The organism is Streptomyces sp. BK340 (genome assembly GCF_007827595.1).
Taxonomy (GTDB): Bacteria; Actinomycetota; Actinomycetes; order Streptomycetales; family Streptomycetaceae; genus Streptomyces.
Genome location: NZ_VISR01000009.1, coordinates 221,640 through 238,626, shown reverse-complemented (window position 1 = coordinate 238,626; position 16,987 = coordinate 221,640). Strand labels below are relative to the sequence as shown.

The 16,987-nt window shown below is 71.9% G+C and carries 17 protein-coding genes; 7 read left to right on the top strand and 10 right to left on the bottom strand.

The annotated features are described in order from the left end of the window. Positions 1–79: 79 nt before the first annotated feature. Together FB157_RS19090 and FB157_RS19085 are read left to right on the top strand one after the other, a co-directional pair. Positions 80–667, top strand: coding sequence for an RNA polymerase sigma factor (locus FB157_RS19090; protein WP_145881281.1), 588 nt, complete (start codon positions 80–82; stop codon positions 665–667). Next, on the top strand, positions 657–1,433 hold the full coding sequence (locus FB157_RS19085) for a hypothetical protein (protein WP_145881279.1): 777 nt from the start codon (positions 657–659) through the stop codon (positions 1,431–1,433). The genes FB157_RS19090 and FB157_RS19085 overlap by 11 nt, the downstream gene beginning before the upstream one ends. A 23-nt stretch (positions 1,434–1,456) precedes the next feature. Here FB157_RS19085 and FB157_RS19080 read toward each other — a convergent pair whose 3' ends face one another. Beyond that, positions 1,457–2,326, bottom strand: a complete 870-nt coding sequence (locus tag FB157_RS19080) for a serine/threonine-protein kinase (protein ID WP_145881277.1) — start codon at positions 2,324–2,326, stop codon at positions 1,457–1,459. Next, positions 2,323–4,143, bottom strand: a complete 1,821-nt coding sequence (locus FB157_RS19075; RefSeq protein ID WP_145881275.1) for an ABC transporter ATP-binding protein — start codon at positions 4,141–4,143, stop codon at positions 2,323–2,325. Before FB157_RS19075 ends, FB157_RS19080 begins: the two co-directional genes overlap by 4 nt. Positions 4,144–4,229: 86 nt before the next feature. On the opposite strand from FB157_RS19075, the gene FB157_RS47325 reads away from it, so the two are divergent. Next, positions 4,230–4,424 (top strand): hypothetical protein, encoded by a 195-nt coding sequence (locus FB157_RS47325; protein WP_186581570.1) that lies wholly within the window; start codon positions 4,230–4,232, stop codon positions 4,422–4,424. Between the two features lie 102 nt (positions 4,425–4,526). Here FB157_RS47325 and FB157_RS19065 read toward each other — a convergent pair whose 3' ends face one another. Genes FB157_RS19065 through FB157_RS19045 form a run of 5 tightly spaced genes read right to left on the bottom strand, consistent with a single transcriptional unit; the run spans position 4,527 to position 9,407 of the window. Continuing rightward, a complete protein-coding gene (locus FB157_RS19065; RefSeq protein ID WP_385168849.1) occupies positions 4,527–5,267 on the bottom strand; it encodes an FAD:protein FMN transferase in 741 nt (246 codons plus the stop codon). Between the two features lie 55 nt (positions 5,268–5,322). Next, on the bottom strand, positions 5,323–6,120 hold the full coding sequence (locus FB157_RS19060; protein ID WP_186581569.1) for an FMN-binding protein: 798 nt from the start codon (positions 6,118–6,120) through the stop codon (positions 5,323–5,325). Positions 6,121–6,137: 17 nt separating this feature from the next. Next, a complete protein-coding gene (locus FB157_RS19055; RefSeq protein WP_186581568.1) occupies positions 6,138–7,520 on the bottom strand; it encodes a ferric reductase-like transmembrane domain-containing protein in 1,383 nt (460 codons plus the stop codon). A 59-nt stretch (positions 7,521–7,579) separates the two neighbouring features. Continuing rightward, a complete protein-coding gene (locus FB157_RS19050; RefSeq protein ID WP_145881269.1) occupies positions 7,580–8,038 on the bottom strand; it encodes an FMN-binding protein in 459 nt (152 codons plus the stop codon). A 16-nt stretch (positions 8,039–8,054) separates the two neighbouring features. Then, on the bottom strand, positions 8,055–9,407 hold the full coding sequence (locus tag FB157_RS19045; RefSeq protein ID WP_145881267.1) for a ferric reductase-like transmembrane domain-containing protein: 1,353 nt from the start codon (positions 9,405–9,407) through the stop codon (positions 8,055–8,057). A gap of 154 nt (positions 9,408–9,561) precedes the next feature. On the opposite strand from FB157_RS19045, the gene FB157_RS19040 reads away from it, so the two are divergent. Together FB157_RS19040 and FB157_RS19035 are read left to right on the top strand one after the other, a co-directional pair. Then, complete coding sequence (locus FB157_RS19040; protein ID WP_145881265.1) at positions 9,562–10,302, top strand: response regulator transcription factor; 741 nt, start codon at positions 9,562–9,564, stop codon at positions 10,300–10,302. Further along, complete coding sequence (locus FB157_RS19035; protein ID WP_145881263.1) at positions 10,299–11,795, top strand: cell wall metabolism sensor histidine kinase WalK; 1,497 nt, start codon at positions 10,299–10,301, stop codon at positions 11,793–11,795. The genes FB157_RS19040 and FB157_RS19035 overlap by 4 nt, the downstream gene beginning before the upstream one ends. Here the strand turns inward: FB157_RS19035 and FB157_RS19030 are convergent. The 3 genes from FB157_RS19030 to FB157_RS19020 all read right to left on the bottom strand — a co-directional run bounded on the left by FB157_RS19030 (position 11,782) and on the right by FB157_RS19020 (position 14,086). Next, positions 11,782–12,483 (bottom strand): L,D-transpeptidase, encoded by a 702-nt coding sequence (locus FB157_RS19030; RefSeq protein ID WP_145881261.1) that lies wholly within the window; start codon positions 12,481–12,483, stop codon positions 11,782–11,784. The genes FB157_RS19035 and FB157_RS19030 overlap by 14 nt on opposite strands. Positions 12,484–12,486: 3 nt before the next feature. Continuing rightward, a complete protein-coding gene (locus FB157_RS19025) occupies positions 12,487–13,074 on the bottom strand; it encodes a pyridoxamine 5'-phosphate oxidase family protein (protein WP_145881259.1) in 588 nt (195 codons plus the stop codon). 151 nt (positions 13,075–13,225) lie between these two features. Then, complete coding sequence (locus FB157_RS19020) at positions 13,226–14,086, bottom strand: hypothetical protein (RefSeq protein ID WP_145881257.1); 861 nt, start codon at positions 14,084–14,086, stop codon at positions 13,226–13,228. Between the two features lie 168 nt (positions 14,087–14,254). Here FB157_RS19020 and FB157_RS19015 point away from each other — a divergent pair, with 168 nt between their 5' ends. After that, complete coding sequence (locus tag FB157_RS19015) at positions 14,255–15,457, top strand: argininosuccinate synthase (RefSeq protein WP_145881254.1); 1,203 nt, start codon at positions 14,255–14,257, stop codon at positions 15,455–15,457. A gap of 57 nt (positions 15,458–15,514) precedes the next feature. Beyond that, complete coding sequence (gene argH, locus FB157_RS19010) at positions 15,515–16,942, top strand: argininosuccinate lyase (protein WP_145881252.1); 1,428 nt, start codon at positions 15,515–15,517, stop codon at positions 16,940–16,942. Positions 16,943–16,987: the final 45 nt, after the last annotated feature.

The following is a 16,987-nucleotide window of genomic DNA, read 5'->3' as shown; positions in this document are numbered from 1 at the left end:
ACGGGCGGAGAATAGCAATGTGATCTTCCGTCGCGAAGGCCGGGCAATCTCCTGGCGGGGGCGGACCGTATATGGAGGTATGCAGGGGATTCGGTTCCCAGTGGGCCGGCTCCCGGACGAGGCTCTGCTGTCCGGGCTGGCCACCGGTGATCCGGAGCTCGCGGCCACCTTTGTACGGAGGTTCCAGCACACGGTCTTCGGCGTCGCCATCGCCGTCACCGGAGACCCGCAGCTCGCCGAGGACATCGCCCAGCAGACGTTCGAGCGCGCGTGGCGTCACGCCCAGATCTACGACCCGCGCCGTGGCTCGGTGGCGACCTGGCTGACGACCATCGCGCACAACCTCGCCGTGGACGCACTCCGGTCGCGGCGCAGCGAGCCGATGGCGCCGGAGGACCTCGACGTGCTCCTGGACGTCGTCAGCGAGACGCCCGAGCAGTGGGCGCTGGCCGACGAGGCCTCGGCCCGGCTGCGGGCCGCCGTGGCGGAACTGCCACGGGAACAGGGTCGTGCCCTGGTGATGGCGGGCATCTACGGAATGACGGCTCAGCAGATCGCCGACTGGGAGAAGATCCCGCTGGGTACCGCCAAGACGCGGATCAGAACCGCGATGGCAAAGCTCCGCAGCACGCTCACGTCTCCGAACCGAGGCGACCATGACCAGTGACCCGACCTGCGTGAAGCTCCGCGAGAGCGGCGCCGAGCTGGCACTCGGCGTGCTCTTCGGGCGCCAGCGGGCCGAAGCGGTCGAGCACCTCGAGCAGTGTGCGGACTGCCGGGAGCACGTCGGGCATCTGACCCTCGTCGGCGACCGGCTGCTCGGCCTGCTGCCGCCGGCCGAGCCGCCGAACGGGTTCGAGAGCCGGGTGGCGCGCGAACTGGCCCGCGCCGCGAGCACTCCAGAGGGCCATGCGCACGGACACCTGTGGGCAGCCGAACACAAGGGCTTCCGCGCCCGCGCCCGCCGGGCCCGGCTGGGGCTGGTCTCCGCCGTGGCCGCGCTCGCCGTCGCCTTCGGCTTCGCCGGCTGGGGCATCGGCACCGCCGTCGAGGCGCTCACGGCCTCGTCGGCCCCCGCCGTCGAGACCGAGCCCGTGCTGGTCGGGGACCTGACCCCGGTCCACGGGACCGGGGAGCCGGCCGGCGAGGTCTACGCCAACCCCGGGCCCCCCGGCTGGATGTTCATGACCGTCGACCTCAACGGCACCCACGCCTCGTACACCGGCAAAGCCACCTGTCTCCTGGAGCATGCGGACGGCACGACCACCCGCGTCGGTGACTTCGACCTCCGCGACGGTCAGGGCCACTGGGGCACGGCGACCCCCATCGACCTCAAGACGGTCAAGGGCGCCCGTCTGACCGCGCCCGACGGCACCGTCCTGGCCACGGCCGACCTGCACGTCGGCCAGGTCCGGACGCCCGAGGGGGAGTGAACCCGGCCCACCCCGGAACGGCCTCAGGCGCGCGCGGTGTGGCGCCGGCGGCCGGGCGCCGGCGCGTCGAGGGCGGCGGCCAGCTCGCCGACGGTGGGCCGGGACGCCGGGTCGGCGCGCAGACAGCCGTCGACGGCGGCGGCCAGAGCGGCCGGCAGCCGCCGCCGGGACGCGACGGGCGGGGCGTTCCGCTCCAGCTGCGGACAGTCGTCCGCCCACTGCCCCCCGCAGGACTCGTCCACGGCCCCGCCGGTGCCGAACGGCGCGTCACCGCAGGCGAGTTCGTACAGCGTGATACCGATGCCCCATACGTCGGCCGCCTCCGTCAGCGGCCCGCCGCGGGCCTGCTCGGGAGCCAGGTAGCCGAACGTGCCCAGACCCGGGGGCGCGCTGCCGGGCGGCCGCGCGGTGCTCAGGTCCAGCACCTTCGCACGGCCGCAGTCCACCACCACGTTGGACGGCTTGAGGTCCAGGTGCAGCAGACCCTGTCCGTGCAGGTAGTGGACCGCGGAACACAGCTGCACCCCGAGGAGCGCCACGTCGGCGGCGGCCGGTCGCCGCCGCAGCCGGCCGATCAGGTGGGACAGCGTCTCACCGGTCAGTGTCTCCAGGACGACCAGCGGCTCGGGGTACTCGAAGGTCTCGTAGGCGCGCACCAGGTGGGGATGGCTGAACGCCAGCAGCCACCGGCCCTCCCGCAGCAGCCGCGCCCGCAGCCGCTCCTCGCCCAGCCGGTCGGGACGTACCGTCTTGATCACACAACGGCAGGCCCGCTCCTCGCTCCAGGCGTCGTAGACGTCGAGCCAGCCGGTGCGCGTCAGGTGCGCCAGGACCTCGTAGCCCGGGGCCGGTCTCGCGCCCGGTGCGCGGGCGGGCGGGGCGCAGTCGCTCACGACAGGACGCTCCCCTCCGGCGCGTGCAGCCGGTGGAGCCGGGCGTACCTGCCGCCCCGCCGCAGCAGGTCGTCGTGGGTGCCGTGCTCGACCACCCGGCCGCCGTCCAGCACCACGATGTGCGTGGCGTCGCGGACGGTCAGCAGATTGTGGGAGATGACGACGGTCGTCCGTCCGGCCATGAGCCGGCGCAGCGGGTCCATGATCCTCCGGCCGGACCGGGCATCGAGCCCCGTGGTCGGCTCGTCCAGCAGCAGCACGGGTGCGTCCCTGATCATCGCGCGGGCGATCGCCAGGCGCTGGCGCTGTCCGCCGGAGAGTGTCCGGCCGCGCTGGCCGACCAGCGTGTCGTAGCCGTCCGGGAGTGCCTGCACGAAGTCGTGGGCGTCCGCGGCGCGCGCCGCCGCCACGATGTCCGCCTCCGTCGCCTCCGGCCGGCCGTAGGCGATGTTCTCCCGCACGGTGCCGTGGAAGACGAGTGTCTCCTGCAGCACCACCGCGACGCTCTCCCGTACGTCGGCGAGGCGCAGCGAGCGCAGATCGGTCCCGTCGAGGCGGACCGCTCCCCGGTCGGGGTCGTAGAAGCGCAACTGCAGTTTCGCGACCGTGGACTTGCCCGCCCCGCTGGCCCCGACCAGCGCGAGCGTCTCGCCGGGCGCCACGTGGAAGGACACGTCGGTCAGCGCCCAGGACGCGACGCCCGGATAGCGGAACCAGACGCCGTCGAACTCCAGGTCACCACGGGCCCGGCCGATCCGCCGGGCGCCCGCGGCCTCGGTCACCTGCGGCCGCTGGTCCAGCAACTCGATGATCCGTTCGGCGGAGGCGGACGCCGCGTAGAAGGTCGTGCCGAGGCGGGACAGGCTGCGGACCGGACCGTAGAGCTTGCCGATCAGTGCCAGGAAGACCAGCAGCCCGCCCAGCGTGAGCTGGCCCTGGGCCAGCTTCCAGGTGCCCAGACCCATGACCGCGAGCCCGCCGGCCACCTCGATGACGTCGACGAGGGGCCCGTACGCGCCGCGGATACGTGCCGAGACCATCGCCGCATGGAACCTGCCGATGTTCTCCCGCTCGAACCGCTGCTCCTCCCAGTCCTGACGGTTGTACGCCTGCACCAGCGCGACGTTGCCCAGCGACTCCTCGGCGATCGCGCTGATCGAGCCGCTACGGCGCCTGCGCTCCCGCGACGCCGCCTTGATCAGCTTGGAGAAGTGCCGGGCCGTGCCCCAGAACAGCGGCACGATGACGAGGGCGAGGAGGGTGAGATCCCACTGCAGGTAGAGCAGCAGGCCGAGGAACACGCCCAGGCTGATCGTGTAGTAGAGGGCGTCCGCGACGCCGGAGAGCAGGAACGTCTCGACCGCGTCGACATCACCCGTGACACGCGAGAGCACGTCCCCGAGCCGCCGGCGCTCGAAGAATCCGAGCGACAGCCCCTGGACGTGCCGGAACACATCGGAGCGAAGCTTGAGCAGGAAGCGTTCGCCGACCCAGGTGGACGTCAGGTCGTCGGCGTAGGCGAGCAGCCCGGAGCCGACGATGAGTCCCAGATAGGTAGGCGCGATCCACAGGAGCGGCCGGAGATCACGGGGGACGAGGACGTCGTCCACGACGATCTTGAAGAGCCAGATCTCCCCGGCGTCGACGGCGGGGCCGACCAGGCTGAAGAACACGATGGGCACGAGCCAGCGCCGGCCACCGCGGGTGTACGGCCAGAACCGCCGGAACACCTCACGCGGGGGCACCGCGGGCGCGGCCGCCACCACGGCGTCGGACGTCTCGCCCACCGAGAGCAGCCGCCGCAGGACATGCGCCATGGCGTGGATTCCTCGGGGATCGGTGAAGCGGACCGGGTCCTCCCGAGTCCGGTCCGCTCAGCCTATGGGTGCGATCAGTAGCCGCCGTGACCTCCGTGACCGCCGTGGTCGCCGTGATCTCCGTGATCTCCGTGGTCACCGTGGCCGTGACGGTCGCCGTGGTCGCCGTGGTCGTGACGGTCGCCGTGCCCCGAAGAGCCGTGGCCCGACGAGTCGCCGCCATGGTCGTGACGCTTTGCCGGCATGAGACTGCTGAAGATGGCCATATGCGTTCCTCCTGAAACTTGCCCCACAGGGGATACGTCCCAACGAGGAAGTTGGATGGCGTTATGGGAGCAAATTGGTAGAAACATCAAAAAAATCCTTGCTCCGGGGGCCGATGCTCAGCCGAGTCGCGCCGCCAGCCCTCCGGTGCACCGCACCTCGTCACCCGCCGTGATCAGCAACGCCTCCACGTCCGGCAGCGACTCGAGCCAGGCCAGGCCCGCCCGCGACCCCATCGCGAACGCCGCCGTGGCCCAGCAGTCCACCCACGTCAGCCGGGGCCCCACCACGGTCACCGCGACCAGGTCCGTCACCGCCGACCTGCCGGTACGCGGATCCACGATGTGGTCGCCCCGTTCCGCCGTGCCGGACGTCGCCACCGACAGTTCGTCCACCCCGGCCGCCGAGATCACCGCCGCCAGCCCACCGGGGCGGAGCGGATCCGACACCCCGACCCGCCACGGCCGCTGCGGCTCCGGCGCGCCCAGCATCTGGACGTCACCGCCGCCGTTCACACTGACCCCGCACACCCCGTCCACCGCCGCCAGCAGCCGCGCCGCCCGCTCCGCCGACCAGCCCTTGACGATCCCGGTCGGATCCAGCGACCCGCGGTACCGGGTGCTGAACCACCCGTCGCTCACCCGTTCCGCCTCGGCCGCCAGCTCCAGCACCTCGGCCACCTCGGGAGCGCACTGCGCCACGGTCAGCTCGCCCCGGGCAAGGCGCGACACCTCGCTGTCCTCGCGGTAGGTGGAGAAGAGCGCGTCGACCCGGTGCAGGCCCGCGACCGCCTCGTCCAAGGCCTGCCGCACCGCACCGGATTCCCCGCCGCGGACGTCGAAGGAGAAGACGGTCCCCATGACCTCCTCCGCATGACGCACCGCGGCGGGAGCTTCAGCCGGCTCGGCCACCGCGTCAGCCACCGGCCTGGTCGAGCGCCGACTGCAGCGACTGCTTGTAGCCGGTGCTGGTGTAGGTGGCCCCGGAGACCGAGTCGATGTTCGCGGTCCCGGCCGCCACGGCCTCCTGGTTGAGCTTGGGCACGGCGAGGGCGGTCTTCTGGTCGCTGAGCCCGCCCTTCGGGGCCTGGACCGCGTCCGCCTTGGTGATCTTCCCGTTGCTGATCGTGACCCGGACCTGGACCGTGCCGTACTGGGTCTGCACGGCCTTGCCGGTGACGGTACGGGCCTGCGCCGCGCCCGACCCGGCGGACGACCCGGACGAGGCCCCGGAGGACGAGCCGGACGAGGCCCCCGAGGACGCCTTCACCTTGTCCAGCGCCGACTGCAGCGACTTCTTGTACCCCGTGCTCGTGTACGTCGCCCCGGACACCGCGTCGATCTGCGCACTCTGCGCCGCCACGGCCTCCTGGTTGAGCTTGGGCACCGAGAGCTCGGTCTTCTGGTCGCTGAGGCCGCCCTTGGGCGCCTGCACCGCCTCCGCCTTGGTGATCTTGCCGCCCGCGACGGTCAGCCGTACCTGCACGGCCCCGTACTGGGTCTGCGCCACGTCTCCGGTCACCGTGCCGGTGCCGGCGGCCTGCGCCCCGCCCTGCGGTGACTCCTGCCCCGCCGCCGTCTGCTGGGGTGCCGCGCCCGCCGCCGAAGCGGCCGCCGGATCCGAGGCGGGCTTCAGCGACAGCAGCAGCACGACTCCGGACACGGTGGCGGCGGTGGCCAGCACGACGCGCCGAATGGGGTGGCTCTTCCTCATCGCTTCGCAGCTCCCGCTCACATCTCGAACGACTCGTGGTGGATACGGCGCGCGGGGACTCCCGCGCCGCGCAGTGCCTCGTACACCGACTGCGCGAACCCGGGCGGGCCGCACATGAAGACATCGTGGTGATCGATGTCCGGGATCTTCCGCTGGAGGTTCTCTGCCGAGATGTCCGGCCGCTCGCCCTCGGGGCTGTTGACCGCGTACATCAGCCGGGCGCCGCGCTCCTCGGCGATCGCGGCCAGCTCGTCCCACAGGGCCAGGTCCTGGGTGGTGTTGGCCCGGTAGAGCAGGGTGATGTCACCGGCCGCGCCGGGCAGCGTCTCGAACAGCGCCCGCATCGGCGTGATGCCGACACCGCCCGCGACCAGCAGCACCTTGCCCTTGCTGCGCCGCTGGGCGGTGAGCGCGCCGTACGGGCCCTCCGCCCACACCCGGGTGCCGGGCGTCAGTTCGCGCAGCCCCGCACTGTGGTCGCCGATCGCCTTCACCGTGATCCGCAGCGTCTCGGGGCGGGGCGCCGCCGACAGCGAGTACGGGTGCGAGCTGAACCGCATCCCGGGAGCGAGGAACCGCCAGCGGAAGAACTGGCCCGCCTCCGCGCCCATCCGGTGCAGCTTCCGGCCGCCGATCAGCACGGACACGATGCCCGGGGTCTCCTCGATGACCGCTTCCACACGCATGCGGTGACGGAGGTTCAGCCGGATCGGGGTGAGGATCCGGTACCAGAGGACCAGCGCGGTGACGGTGCCGTAGAGCACGTACCAGAAGGTCTTGGCGGTCGGCTCGACCGCGAAGTCGTTGCCGGTGGTGATCTGGTGCCAGAACGTCAGGAACACGGCCGCGTACGTCAGCAGGTGGACGTGGTACCAGGTGTCGTACGGCAGCCGGCGCCGGACCGGGCCGATCGACGTCAGGCCGATGACCACGAACAGGCCCATGCCGATGGCGGCCTTGCCCATGTCCGGCAGCTGGTTGATGGAGTCGATGGTCTGCTGGACGATGTCGCCGAGCGACTTGCCGGCCTGGAGCGCGTACCCCCACATGGTGAGGAAGACGTGCGCGACGATCAGACAGAGCGTGTAGCGGCCGCTCATCGCGTGCCAGCGGGCCACCCGGTCGGAGCCGACGCGCCGTTCCAGCGCCGGTACGCGCGCCATCTGCAGCACGACCAGCGCCATCAGGTAGCCGGCCAGCAGGCCGGTGATGCGGCCCGCGTTCAGGATCCTGCTGTTGTCGTCGGCGATGGACGGTGTGTTGTGCCACCAGAGCCACAGCACGGCCGCCGCACCGGCCCAGACCGCGAGCAGCAGCGGGACGGCCGGTGAGCGGCGCGGGCGGATGCGGCGCATCGTCTGGCGGCGGGCGGCACGTCCGCCTGCGAGCGTGGTGGTCACGGTTCCTCCGTGGGGACTTGACCCTTGGCCCACAGATACGTGCCGCATGCGCTGAGTGTTCAGCGGCTTGCGGAGTCGAGGGCGGACTGGAGTGACTGGCGGTAACCCTCGCTGGTGTACGTGGCTCCCGAGACCGTGTCGATCTGCGCGCTCTGGGCGGCCAGCGCCTCGCGCCGCAGCTGCGGCAGGGCGTAGCCGTTGATCTCCTGGTCGCGCGGGTTGTCCTGCGGATAGCTGATCGCCGTCACGTCCGTGAGCCTGCCGCTCTCGATCGTCACCCGCACCTGCACCGGGCCCCACCGGGTCTGGACGGTGTCGCCGGTGACGCTCCTGGTACCCGGCCTGGCGCCGGCCGACGGGCTCGAACTGCTCGACGGGGCGGGTGACTCGGTGCCTGCCGTCGCCAGCGTGGGGCTCGTGTGCGGCTTCAGCGACAGCAGCAGCACCATTCCGGAGACGGTGGCCGCACTCGCCAGCACGATACGGCGGAGGGGACGGTTCTTCTTCAACGCGTGCACGCGGGCCTCACAGCTCTCAGAGTTCGAACGACTCGTGGTGGATACGACGGTCCGCGACCCCGGCCGCCCGCAGCGCGCCGTACACGTCCTGGGCGAAGCCGTGCGGGCCGCAGATGTACACGTCGTGGCCCGCCAGCCCGGGGAACGTCGCCTGCAGCGACTGTGCCGTGATGCTCGGCCGTTCCCCGTGCGGCCCGTTGAGCGCGTACAGCACCCGCGCGCCCCGCCGGCGGGCGATCGCCTCCAGCTCGCCGCCCAGCGCCAGGTCCTCGGCACCGCGCGCCCGGTAGAGCAGGGTGACCTCGCCGGGCAGCGTCTCGAACAGCGCCCGCAGCGGGGTGATGCCGACCCCGGCCGCGATCAGCAGGGACCGCTGCCCCGTGGCCCGGTCGGCGGTCAGCGAGCCGTACGGGCCCTCCGCCCACACCCGGGTGCCCGGCCGCAGCAGCGCGACGGCCGCGCTGTGGTCGCCGAGCGCCTTCACCGTGATCCGCATCCGGTCCGGGCGGGGCGGCGCCGACAGGGAGTACGGCGTCGACGTCCAGCTCATGCCCTCGGCGAGGAACCGCCAGCGGAAGAACTGACCCGGCCGCGCGCCCAGCTCGTCCAGGCGCCGCCCGTGCACGACGACCGAGTACACGCCCGGCGCCTCCCGGTGCACCGACTCCACCCGCAGCCGGTGCCGCCGGTTGAGCCGGACCGGGGCGAGGACCCGGAACCACAGCACCAGGGCCGCCACCCCGAGGTACAGCGCGTACCAGAAGGCGGTGGCGACCGGCTTGCCGTTGAACTCCTCACCCAGCGCCAGCTGGTGCCCGAAGGCGAGGAAGACGGCCGCGTAGGTGAGGAGGTGGACGTAGTACCAGAACTCGTGGCTCGTGCGGCGGCGCGCGGCGCGCACCGAGGTGACGCCGACCGCGAAGAGGATCACCGTGCCGGCGGTGGCCTTGAGCATCTCCGGGTAGTCCAGCACGACGGTGACCGTCTCGTGCCACAGCGAGGCGCGGTCCTGGGCGGCGTACCCGGCCAGGATCAGCACGATGTGCGCGACGAGCAGGCACACGGTGTACCGGCCCGCCATCGCGTGCCAGCGGGCCACCCGGTCGGAGCCGATCCGCACCTCCAGCAGCGGCACCCGGGCCATCAGCCCGACCAGCACCGCGCAGGCGTACCCGCACAGCAGCCCGGCGATCCGCCCGGCCCCGGTCAGCCGGCCCGCCGCACCGACCACGGCGTCCGTGTCCGCCCACCACAGCGCGACCACGGCCGCCGCTCCCGCCCACAGCACGGCCAGCACCGGCCCCGCGAGGGAGCGCCGTGCGGTCAGGGGCAGGGGCGGCGCCGCCCGCCCCGCGTCCACGGTGGTCATGAATGGTCGTCCCTTCGTCCGTCGTGCCGGGCCACTGTGCGGTCCGAAGCTCTGAGGGACCTCTGAGCGGGCGCCGTACCGAGCCGACTCAGAGGAAACTCAGAGCTGCCCCGGCGGCCGGCCGCCCGGCGCACGAGAGATGCTGGTAGACGCGATGAACACCACCCGCTCCGGCCGCCCCGCCCTCACCCGACCCGACGGCACCCCGCTGCGCGTCCTCGTCGTCGACGACGACCCCGACCTCGCGGAGGTGCTCACCGGCGCCCTGCGCTACGAGGGCTGGGAGGTGCGCGCGGCCGGCGACGGCGCCTCGGCGGTCGCCGCCGCGCGCGAGCTGCTGCCCGACGCCGTCGTCCTGGACGTGATGCTCCCGGACACCGACGGCTTCACGGTGCTGCGCCGCCTGCGCGAGGTGAAGGCGGACGTCTGTGTGCTCTTCCTCACCGCCCGGGACGCGGTCGAGGACCGTATCGCCGGCATCACGGCGGGCGGCGACGACTACGTCACCAAGCCCTTCAGCCTGGAGGAGGTCGTCGCCCGGCTGCGCGGACTGCTGCGCCGTGCCGGCATGGCCCGCCAGCTGGAGGAGGGGCCGCGGCTGGCCGTGGGCGACCTGGTCATGGACGAGGAGGCCCGCGAGGTGACCCGCAACGGCGAGCTGGTCGAACTCTCGCCGACCGAGTTCGAACTCCTCCGCTTCCTGATGCGCAACCCGCGCCGGGTGCTGAGCAAGGCGCAGATCCTCGACCGGGTGTGGTCGTACGACTTCGGCGGCCGGGCCCATGTGGTCGAGCTGTACATCTCCTACCTGCGCAAGAAGGTGGACGCGGGCCGCGAACCCATGATCCACACGGTCCGCGGCGCGGGCTACGTCCTGAAGCCGGTGCCCCGGTGAGGTCCGTACGACGCCTGCCCCGGCCGCGCACCCTGCGCGCCCGGCTCACCTTCGCCCTGGTGATCCTGCTCGCGGTGAGCTGCGCGGCCGTGGGACTCGCCGCGGTCGTCGAGCTGAACGGCTTCCTCACCCAGCGTCTGGACGAGCAGCTCACCCAGGCCGGCACCCGGTTCCCGGAGAGCCTGGAGCACAACCGCCCGGGGCCGGGCGGCCGGGTGCCCGACGATCACGACGGCGACGAGCAGGGCGACACCCGCCGCCTGGCCACCGGCACCTTCGGCGCCCGCCTGCTGAACGGCGAGGTCACCAACAAGGGCCTCATCCGCTCCGGCGACCCGTCCGCGGACCTGGGCGTGGACCTCACCGCCGGGGACCGGAAGGCCCTGGCCGCCGTACCGGCCGACGGCAGGCCCCACACCGTCGAACTCTCCGCCCTGGACGACTACCGGATCGTCGCCAAGCCGGGCCGGGACGGGGACGTGCTGGTCGTCGGCCTTCCGCTGGAGCCCGTCCAGGCCGCCGTCCACCGTCTCGAAGCGGTGGCCGGCATCGTCTTCGGTCTCGCCCTGGTGGCGACCGGCGTGACCGGGGCCTTCTGGGTCCGCTGGTCGCTGCGCCCGCTCAGCAGGGTCGCTGCGACCGCCACCCGGGTCAGCGAGCTGCCGCTGGCCAGCGGCGAGGTGGCCCTGCCGGCGCGCGCCCCGGAACCCGACTCCCGCAGCGAGGTCGGCCGGGTCTCGGCCGCCTTCAACCGCATGCTGGGCCATGTCGAGGACGCCCTGACCAAACGCCACGCCAGCGAGGAGCGGCTGCGCCGCTTCGCCGCCGACGCCAGCCACGAGCTGCGCACCCCGGTCGCCTCGGTCCGCGGCCACGCCGAGCTGGCCCTGCTGCACCCTGGGCCGGTCCCACCGGAGGTGACCCGCGCCCTGGAGCGCATCGCCGCCGAGTCCTCCCGCATGGGCGAGATGGTCGACGACCTGCTCCTGCTGGCCCGGCTCGACGCGGGCCGCCCGCTGGAGCGCCGCCCGGTCGACCTGACCCACCTGGTCCTGGACGCCGTGACGGACGCCCGGGCCGCCGGCCCCGACCACCGCTGGACCCTGGACCTTCCGGAGGAACCGGTCACGGTCACGGGCGACACCCACCGCCTCCAACAGGTGTTGGCCAACCTGTTGGCCAACGCACGTGTGCACACACCTGTCGGCACCAAGGTGACGGTGACCCTGGACACCGAGGACGGTTCGGCCCGCCTCTCGGTCCACGACGACGGCCCCGGTGTCCCCGGGGAGGTTCAGCCGGGCGTCTTCGAACGCTTCACCCGCGCGGAACACCGCCGCCGCCAGGACGCGCCCGGCGGCGGTGCCGGCCTCGGCCTGTCGATCGTGGCGGCGGTGGTGGAGGCGCACGGGGGGAGCGTCGGGCTGGAGAGCGGGCCGGGGGCGACGACGTTCACCGTACGGCTGCCCCTGGGCGGGGTCAGTAACGGGTGATGGCGGTGGCGCCGTCCGTGGTGCCGATCGCGACGTGCGGCTTCCTGCCGGGGTCCGCCCACTCCAGGATCCGCTGCATCGCGTCCTCGGGCACGGACACGCAACCGGCGGTGGCCGCCTTACCGTTGACGTGCAGAAAGATCCCGGCGCCCCGCCCCCGCACCGGCTCGTCGTAGTTGAACCCGATGACCAGACCGTACGCGTACTGCGTCCCGTAGGAGCTGAGCTGCTCGGACTCCGAGGCGCGGCAGTCGGCCGGGAGCGGATCCACCCAGCGGTTGTACTCGGTGGAGTCGACGTCCTCGCACCACCAGGAACTCTCCTTCACCGGCCGGTACTCGACCCGCGTCCCGCTCGGCGCCGTCTTGATGCCGAAGGCGAACGGAAGGCGGTACAGCCCCGTCGGCGTGGTGTTCGTCCCCTGCGTCCGCGACTGACCCTCGACCAGGCCCTTCGCCCCGAACCGGGCGGGCGCGGACCCGGCCTGGACCCACTGGCCGTCCCGCAGGTCCCACCACGTGACCGTGCCGGACGTCGCGGCGGTGTCCGCCGCCTGAGCGGTGATCAGCTGGGTGCCGCCCCCGGTGTCCGCCAGCTGCGAGGGCAACGGCGCCGGCCCCGGCCCGGGCGCGAGGCCGAGCACGCAGACGGACGCGGACACGAGGGCGACGACGACACCGGGGCGCATGGCTCAGACGGTAGACGGCGGGAGCGGCAACGGCAGTCCGGGCAGCCCGTCCAGGCTCGTCGCGATGTACTCCTTCTTGGTGAAGTAGGCACTCAGCGAGTCGTCGTCCTCGCGGGCGAACCGCTTGGCGTGCAGATCGCGGTCCTCCTCGTAGGCCATGTGGGGGACGGCGTATCCGCAGCTGTCCCGCACCAGGTCGGCGTGGACGACGATGACCGCGCGCAGGCCGTGCAGGCTCGGGTCGATGTCCGGGAAACGGGCGACCAGGTCCCTGAAGCGGGGGTCGTCCCGGAAGACCGCCTCGCCCCGGCCGTGCACCCGCACGATGTTCGGCGGGCCCTGGAAGGCGCACCACATGAGGGTGATGCGCCCGTTCTCCCGCAGGTGCGCGATGGTCTCGGCGTTGGACCCGGCGAAGTCGAGGTACGCCAGAGTGAGTTCGTCCAGCACCACGAACGAGCCCTTGAGGCCCTTGGGGGAGAGGTTGACCGTGCCGTCGCCGGAGAGTGGCGCGGTCGCCGTGAAGAAGAGTGGCTGCTCCTCGATGAACGTCCGGAGCCTTCCGTCTATGCGCTCGTAGCTCTTTCCCATGTCCAGCGATTATCGGCGCAAGTCGTTCGCATGTCTAAGGAATTGCCGGATCCGTGCGCCCGGGTCCGCTCGCCTGGGTCCGTTCGGCCGGACCGACCGCGGCCGCCCCGGCCGGCGCTGTTCGACGGGGCGGCCACGGCTGCCTGTCACCTCACTTGGTGAGCGTGCAGGCGGCCAGCGAGTCCAGGCCGGTCGGCTTGGCCGAGGTGCGGCCGATGGAGATGGCGATGCGGTCGATGGTGGAGACCCGCTTGTCCTTGAGGGGGCCGAGGATCGCGTTGTTGACGAAGTTCGGTCCGCCCTGGCCCACGGTGTTCTTCAGGCGCGTGTCGGCCTCCTGGATCTGGGTTTGCAGCAGGGCCAGGTTGCGGTCGACCTCGGCCTTCGCGGAAGCCGGGACAGCCGGCAGTGCGGAGGCCACGTCCGGGCAGGTGATCGTGCCCGCAGCGGTGCTCCCGCCCGCCGCGGCGCCGCCGCCCGACCGCTGCCCGGCCGCCTTGCCCGGGGTCGCGGAGGCGGACGCCTGGCCGCCGCCCGCGTTCGCGCCACCGCCCGTGGCCCCGCCCGCGTTCAGGGTGCAGGGCGCCAGCGCGTCCAGGCCCGTCGGTCTGGTGCCCTTGCGGCCGATGGAGATGGCGATGCGGTCGATGGTGGAGACCCGCTTGTCCTTGAGGGGGCCGAGGATCGCGTTGTTGACGAAGTTCGGTCCGCCCTGGCCCACGGTGTTCTTCAGGCGCGTGTTGGCCTCCTGGATCTGGGTTTGCAGCAGGGCCAGGTTGCGGTCGACCTCGGCCTTCGCGGAAGCCGGAACCGCGGGCAGCTTCGACTTCACGTCGGGGCAGGTGATGGTGCCGGGGTCCGCCAGGGTGCGCGCGGTCCGGGTGGTGCCGCTCTTGGCCGGCTCCCCGGCGAGGGCGGAACCGGCGATCACCGCGCCGGAGAGCACCACGGCGGCAGCGCCGCCGATGATCGCCGCACGACGCTTGCTGTACTTCGGAAGTGCCCTGGACATGCGACTGCCTCACTTGGGTCAGGAGTGGGTTGTGATCAACGCGGCGCCGGCGTTCGGTGGGAAGTACGAGAAAGCGATTGCCATCGTTCAAGCGGTCCGAGAATTGACGAATCATGCAGAGCTCTGCATACTCATGCATGTCAGTGAGTGCAGTGTGAGGAGAAACCCGTGACCGAGCGCGTCGTACTCGCCTATTCGGGCGGTCTGGACACCTCCGTCGCCATCGGCTGGATCGCCGAGGAGACGGGCGCCGAGGTCATCGCCGTCGCGGTGGACGTCGGCCAGGGCGGCGAGGACCTGGACGTCATCCGCAAGCGCGCCCTCGCCTGCGGTGCTGTCGAGGCCGAGGTCGCGGACGCCAGGGACGAGTTCGCCGAGCAGTACTGCCTCCCGGCGATCAAGGCCAACGCCCTCTACATGGACCGCTACCCGCTGGTCTCCGCACTCTCCCGGCCGACGATCGTCAAGCACCTCGTCGCCGCCGCCCAGAAGCACGGCGCCACCACGGTCGCCCACGGCTGCACCGGCAAGGGCAACGACCAGGTCCGCTTCGAGGCCGGCATCGTCGCCCTCGCCCCGGACCTGAAGTGCATCGCCCCGGTCCGCGACTACGCGATGACCCGGGACAAGGCGATCGCTTTCTGCGAGGAGAAGCAGCTCCCGATCGCCACCACCAAGAAGTCGCCGTACTCCATCGACCAGAACGTCTTCGGGCGCGCGGTCGAGACGGGCTTCCTGGAGGACATCTGGAACGCCCCGATCGAGGACATCTACGAGTACACGCAGAACCCGGCCGTGGCCCGCGACGCCGACGAGGTGATCATCACCTTCGAGCAGGGCGCCCCCGTGGCCGTCGACGGCAGGCCGGTCACCGTCCTGCAGGCCATCCAGCAGCTCAACGAGCGGGCCGGCGCCCAGGGCATCGGCCGGATCGACATGGTCGAGGACCGCCTCGTCGGCATCAAGTCCCGCGAGGTCTACGAGGCCCCCGGCGCGATCGCCCTGATCACCGCCCACCAGGAGCTGGAGAACGTCACCGTCGAGCGCGAGCTGGCCCGCTACAAGCGGCAGGTCGAGCAGCGCTGGGGCGAGCTGGTCTACGACGGCCAGTGGTTCTCGCCGCTCAAGCGCGCCCTGGAGGGCTTCATCGACGAGGCCAACCAGTACGTCACCGGTGACATCCGGATGACCCTGCACGGCGGCCGCGCGGTCGTCACCGGCCGGCGCTCGGACTCGTCCCTGTACGACTTCAACCTCGCCACCTACGACACCGGCGACACCTTCGACCAGTCGGCGGCGAAGGGCTTCATCGACATCTACAGCCTGTCGTCGAAGATCGCGGCACGGCGTGATCTCGCAGGCGGAGCCTGACGACGGCCTGGCCTGAGTACGGTTCGGACATCCACACCTTCTCTAGGAGCAGCGCAAGTGAGCAGCAACAGCGGTGACGTACGGCTCTGGGGCGGCCGTTTCGCCGACGGTCCCGCCGAGGCCCTGGCGAAGCTGTCCGCGTCCGTCCACTTCGACTGGCGGCTCGCGCCCTACGACATCGCGGGTTCACGCGCCCACGCGCGTGTGCTGCACAAGGCGGGACTGCTCTCCGAGGACGAGCTGACCCGCATGCTCGCCGGACTCGGCCGGCTGGAGGCGGACGTCGCGAACGGCTCCTTCGTGGGCACGATCGCCGACGAGGACGTCCACACGGCATTGGAGCGCGGCCTGCTGGAGCGGCTCGGCCCGGACCTCGGCGGCAAGCTGCGGGCCGGCCGGTCGAGGAACGACCAGGTGGCGACCCTCTTCCGGATGTACCTGCGGGACCACGCCCGGATCATCGGCGGCCTCATCGCCGACCTCCAGGACGCGCTCATCGGCCTCGCCGAGGCCCACCCGGACGTGGCCATGCCCGGCCGCACCCACCTCCAGCACGCCCAGCCGGTGCTCTTCGCCCACCATGTGCTGGCCCACGTCCAGTCCCTGTCCCGGGACGCCGAGCGGCTGCGCCAGTGGGACGAGCGGACGGCCGTGTCGCCCTACGGTTCCGGCGCCCTGGCCGGTTCCTCCCTGGGCCTGGACCCGGAGGCGGTCGCCGAGGACCTCGGCTTCGAGCACGGCAGCGTCGGCAACTCCATCGACGGCACGGCCTCGCGTGACTTCGTCGCCGAGTTCGCCTTCATCACCGCGATGATCGGCGTGAACCTCTCCCGGATCTCCGAGGAGATCATCATCTGGAACACGAAGGAGTTCTCCTTCGTGACCCTGCACGACGCGTTCTCCACGGGCTCGTCGATCATGCCGCAGAAGAAGAACCCGGACATCGCCGAGCTGGCGCGCGGCAAGTCGGGCCGTCTCATCGGCAACCTGACCGGCCTCATGGCCACGCTCAAGGCGCTGCCCCTCGCGTACAACCGCGACCTCCAGGAGGACAAGGAGCCGGTCTTCGACTCCTGCGACCAGCTGGAGGTCCTGCTCCCCGCCTTCACCGGCATGATCGCCACGTTGACCGTCAACCGCGAGCGCATGGAGGAGCTGGCCCCGGCAGGCTTCTCGCTCGCCACCGACATCGCCGAGTGGCTGGTCAAGCAGGGCGTGCCGTTCCGCGTGGCCCACGAGGTCGCGGGGGAGTGCGTGAAGGTCGCGGAGGCCGACGGCAAGGAGCTGGACGAGCTGACCGACGAGCAGTTCGCGAAGATCTCCGCCCATCTGACCCCCGAGGTCCGCACGGTCCTCAACGTCCCGGGCGCCCTCGCCTCCCGCAACGGCCGCGGCGGTACGGCACCCAGCGCGGTCGCGGTCCAGCTCACCGAGGTCAAGGCGGACGTGGCGGCGCAGCACGTCTGGGCGGACGCCAAGAAGTGACGACCTCCGGCGCGTGAACCCCCGCCTCCCCGGGCAGAGAGGGAG